Source organism: Cupriavidus sp. L7L, assembly GCF_004353535.1.
GTDB classification, from domain to species: domain Bacteria; phylum Pseudomonadota; class Gammaproteobacteria; order Burkholderiales; family Burkholderiaceae; genus Cupriavidus; species Cupriavidus oxalaticus_A.
Genome location: NZ_SMNY01000140.1, coordinates 1 through 4237, shown reverse-complemented (window position 1 = coordinate 4237; position 4237 = coordinate 1). Strand labels below are relative to the sequence as shown.

The 4237-nt window shown below is 59.1% G+C and carries 4 protein-coding genes; 1 reads left to right on the top strand and 3 read right to left on the bottom strand.

Features of this window, described 5'->3' with window-relative positions:
• Positions 1–633: 633 nt before the first annotated feature.
• Positions 634–909 carry a hypothetical protein gene (locus tag E1J61_RS36575; RefSeq protein WP_243737131.1) on the top strand — a complete coding sequence of 92 codons (276 nt, stop codon included), beginning with the start codon at positions 634–636 and terminating at the stop codon, positions 907–909.
• 251 nt (positions 910–1160) lie between these two features.
• Here the strand turns inward: E1J61_RS36575 and E1J61_RS36570 are convergent, their stop codons facing one another.
• The 3 genes from E1J61_RS36570 to E1J61_RS37685 all read right to left on the bottom strand — a co-directional run.
• Positions 1161–3260 carry a DotA/TraY family protein gene (locus tag E1J61_RS36570; protein ID WP_243737130.1) on the bottom strand — a complete coding sequence of 700 codons (2100 nt, stop codon included), beginning with the start codon at positions 3258–3260 and terminating at the stop codon, positions 1161–1163.
• 178 nt (positions 3261–3438) lie between these two features.
• Positions 3439–3936 (bottom strand): hypothetical protein, encoded by a 498-nt coding sequence (locus E1J61_RS36565; protein ID WP_133098619.1) that lies wholly within the window; start codon positions 3934–3936, stop codon positions 3439–3441.
• Positions 3933–4237, bottom strand: a 305-nt coding sequence (locus E1J61_RS37685; RefSeq protein WP_165971632.1) for a hypothetical protein, incomplete at its 5' end; no start/stop codon positions are given. The genes E1J61_RS37685 and E1J61_RS36565, both read right to left, overlap by 4 nt.

The window sequence follows — 4237 nt, the reverse complement described above, 5'->3', positions numbered from 1 at the left end:
ATATTATGTGGATAAAGCCTGTGGATAATCAAAGTTATCCTGGGTGAAATGGTCGCGCTAATTGGGGTGAAATGGTCGCAGGCGTTGGGGTGAAATAGTCGCGCTACGTGGGTGAAATGGTCGCGCTTCTGAGGTGAATTGGTCGCACCAACTGCCTGCAAAGCCAAGCTGGCGGCGGCTTGGCAGGTATACCCTGTAGTGCCTGTATTTTTGCCTTTATGGTTTACCTATATCTCACCTGTAGTTAACCTGCTCATCGCTGTGGAAAACCTTTCGTGCGGGACTTGCCCGACGAAACTATGGACAGCCCGCTTCGCGGGTTCCCGCCTAACCGCTGCGCGGTTCCCCGTGGAGAAGCACAGGACAACCCTACGGGTTGCCCTGCCCTTCCCCACCGGTCGGCGGCTGCCCACAGTTTCGCCGGCCTCGATGACCAGATAGATATAGGGTTCTGACCAACTCCTGCGGTCATCATAGGAAGGACGGCCAGCCGAGCAAGGTTTTGACTCAAGGAGCCCTCGACCGCGCCCTCGGACTAACTAAGGCCGGCCACGCGCTAAATCAGCTTGCGTGGTCGCCTGTACGTCCGATATATTGAGCCTCAACGTATACACGGCGAGGTAAAAAATGGCGATGGATATGCTGTTCATGGGGCAAGCGAGGGCAAATGCGCGAGTCGCGAATGCCAACGCACAGGCTGCCGATGAATGGGCCGCCTACGCTCACCGGCTCGAGCAACAGCTTCGCGAAGCCCAAGCTCGCGAGAAGGCCGTTGGCGCTGTCAAAGACGCCGCGCTGGCCGAGCTGGCACGGGTAGACCCCCGCAACTACCTCTTGGTGCAGAAGAATCGTCAGGCTCTTGGTGATGCGGCGTACTACGAGGCCCTTGAAGGACGTAAAGCGTCCTGACGCGCGAATCCAACTGAGGGGAGGGAATGGCGAGCCGATAGCTCGCCATTTTGTTTTGGGCCTCGTGGCTTGCTCACTTGAGGCAACAAGCGGCCTCGACGCCGATGGGAAACGGCCTATGCATGACAAGCCAGGATCGGGCCACGACACACCAGGGCGCAACGGATCTCGGCAGCTGCTTCGTCGCGGGCGCGCCCGACTTACGGAAAAAGAATGGCTCGCATTTGCGAGCCATGGGGAATGGAGAAGAATCAGTACGATGGTGGCTTAGACGATGCCTCGGTCGAGACTTTCGGCGGCTTCGGACCAGGCGCAGCCCGAGGCGGACGAGCCATAGCACCTATCGAATTCCGCGCTGCATCCTTACCTGTTGCCAGGCCACCGACAAAGACTTGTTTCGCTCTATCATCTGTATCGCGACCGAGTTGTCCAGCCATGTGCCCACCAACCCACGAGAACACCTGGTCGGGGACGACATGGATCAGATTGAAGCATCCGTGGATGAGTCCCAGGCATAGCGAAATGTACAGCGCGATGAAGCCAATGATGCTCACCAGGCCTGTTGTACTATCGAACTGTGCGTTGGCCATGGCGACGCCAAACATCGTGTTTAACAGCGTTCCCAGCACAATGACGCCCGCCCCGCCGAGGGCGAAGCCGATCATCATCAGAGCGGGCCGAAAGAGGACATTCAGCAGGAAGATATAGCCATGCGTCGACCGCTGCCCGAGACCTTCGCCATCACCATCCAGATGCGTAATGCCCCAGAGGGGTGACGCGATTAGAGCCTCTCCGACCACGGCATACCATGACGTGACGCCACCAAACCAGATGATGAACGGCACCATCGGGATATAGATAGACAGCATCGCGCCAAAGAAGAACAGCGAAAGCAGCGCGACAATGATGAAGGGCCCCAAGGCTTCGAGGACGCCCCCTGCGGCTTTCTTGAGAGTGCCCGCCGCTCCAAACGTGACCACGTCTACTACGGCTGTTACGGCCTTCCCGAGGGTCGAATCTGAGGCTGCGAAACCGCCCTTGATGGCTGTATAAGTTCCCAGCGCCACCCATCCACCCATCAGGATAGAGTCGCCAAGATTCTTCATCCCGATCATCGGGTTGGTTGCTCCGCCGCCACCGTTGTTCCCGTTCAGGTTGATGGCGGCTTTGACCCATTCTTGCCCGCTGAAGATGCTGGCAACAAAGCCTTTCGCGTCCGTGGATCCCGTCTTCAATGCGGCGACGGCGTTCGCGCTTGTCGAAGCATTGGACCCATCCATTGCTCGCTGCTGCTGATATGCGGTCAAGACCTTCCGATACAGCTGCGGGTAAGCCAGGTTGTTCGGATCTGTGCCGGCCACGCCGGACGCCGTAGCGTTTGCCAATGCAGTGGCTTGCGCGTTTGCTTGAGCGAAGGTCTGGTACCAGGCCCCTGTCATGATCCAGCCGTCGCGCTTGAGGTTCTGCTCGATACGACTGGTTAGCGCATCAATGGAGCCACGCGAGCCGGCGATGGCCTGGCGAATTGTGTTCTCGTAAGCCTGTGCCGCCGAGCTGAGTGCGCCGCTCACGTCTGGTGGAGAGCTGCCATTGTTCACCGCGCTCGCATACTGCTGAGCCAGCCCGCTTAGGGTCGACTGCATCGCGGACAGACCGGACTCATGGGCGGCCTGCATAGGGCTGAATAGGGTCGAGGCGTCGAGCCCATAGCCGGCAATGCTTTCCGCCCCAGCCGACATGGCTACTGGTTGGGGCAACTCCAGCTTCGCGCCGCCGCACGACTGCCCCCGGCCATTCACAATATTGATGCTCTTGCTGGAGATCGAAGGTGCGAATCGCTCCGCGGCATCAGCACTTACCCCGCCCTCGGCTGGCATCTGTGCAATGGCAATATTCACCGACTCACCACAGAGATTCGCTTCAAACAGTGACTGGGCGAGCGTATTGGCCGCTGGGGATGCAGGCGTTGCGACCATGGATCCGCCTGACTTGAGCACCGCGATGGTAGCGTCCTGCGTGAGGTTCGCAACCCCTACGCCCATCATCGTGCCCCAGAGCATGACGACCTGCGCACCGCAGTAGCCGCCGAAGATCGGAACCAGGGAGCAGAAGCCGATCACCATGCGAATCATGAACCATGGTGACGATTTCTTTTGTCCCAGGAACTCGCCGTCCTGGCCAGTGGCGATCATGCTGGTAGCGAAATGGTAGATCGCCCAGATCACGCCAACAGCCAGGATGCAGGACGTGATGACGAGGAACATGTTCGCAAGCATCCCGCCCCCAGCACCACCCGAGGCCGAGAGTGGGTTCCGAACAATGCTGCCGAATACCATCTCGAGTAGCGCCATGGACTTGTCGCCAGATCGATTGGCTGCGTTCTGGATCTCCCCTACAGACGTCTGTGCAATTGACGCCGAGCTGACCAGAAGGACAGCGAATATGCTGGCTGTTCGGACCAGCGCACGCGAGAAAAGGCTCATCACATGCCTCTGTTATGTATAAGGATGACGATACGTAAGAATACGCCTAATCGAACAGCTTCGGATCCAATACTTTCCGCGCGAGGCCCTTGCTATGCAGAAAGTCAAGAACACCGGGAAGCGGTTCATCGGGAGACGCCTGCCCCATGTCGATCTGCCACGACCGGTGCGAGTATCGCGTCGCGAGAATCACGCAGAGAATGGTGAACAGCAGGCCGGTCAACGCCCCGAACAGATTTCCTGGTACCAGACTCGCGACCGTGTACACGAGGGCCAGGAAGCCGAAGGCGAGCGCAATGCGCCGATTCGTTAAGCAGCTGCGCTGGATATCCTCCAGCGGCACGGCATCAGCGGCGCGCGCCGACATGGCCTCGCGGAAGGTGCGCACCCGTGGGTTGCGACGCTGGTTCGCCAGTTCGGCCTGCAGCTCCTGAATCGTTTGCCAGCCGCTGCTCATCGTCTTCTTCATCGAGACAACAGGCGAAAAGGGATTCACCGCCCTCCCGACCCTGCGCCAGACGCCCGGCTTCTTGCCTTCGCTCATGCTTCCATCCTTTCCGCTTGAATATCTGCCTGGTACTTCGCCATCAGCTCGCTGGCCACAATGTCGATGACGCCATCTGACTCGCTCTCAGTCAGTTCCTTCTCGCGCTGCTCCAGATACGCTTCGGCGGTTCCGGCTGGAAACGCCTTGGAAAGAATCTTGCGCGCAGTGGCCGGCTTCATGTGACGGTACAGCCGTCGGCGCAGAGCCGTGTCTTTCGGTGTCGTGGAGAAGGCCCACAGCTCAATCGAACCCGGCGCATTGTGCAGCACCTGGGTGACGACGCCTGACTTGACCTGGT

Coding starts and splice junctions, on each gene's coding strand:
- E1J61_RS36565 (WP_133098619.1), bottom strand. CDS start 3,936: ATGAGCGAAGGCAAGAAGCCGGGCGTCTGGCGCAGGGTCGGGAGGGCG.
- E1J61_RS36575 (WP_243737131.1), top strand. CDS start 634: ATGGATATGCTGTTCATGGGGCAAGCGAGGGCAAATGCGCGAGTCGCG.
- E1J61_RS36570 (WP_243737130.1), bottom strand. CDS start 3,260: ATGGCGCTACTCGAGATGGTATTCGGCAGCATTGTTCGGAACCCACTC.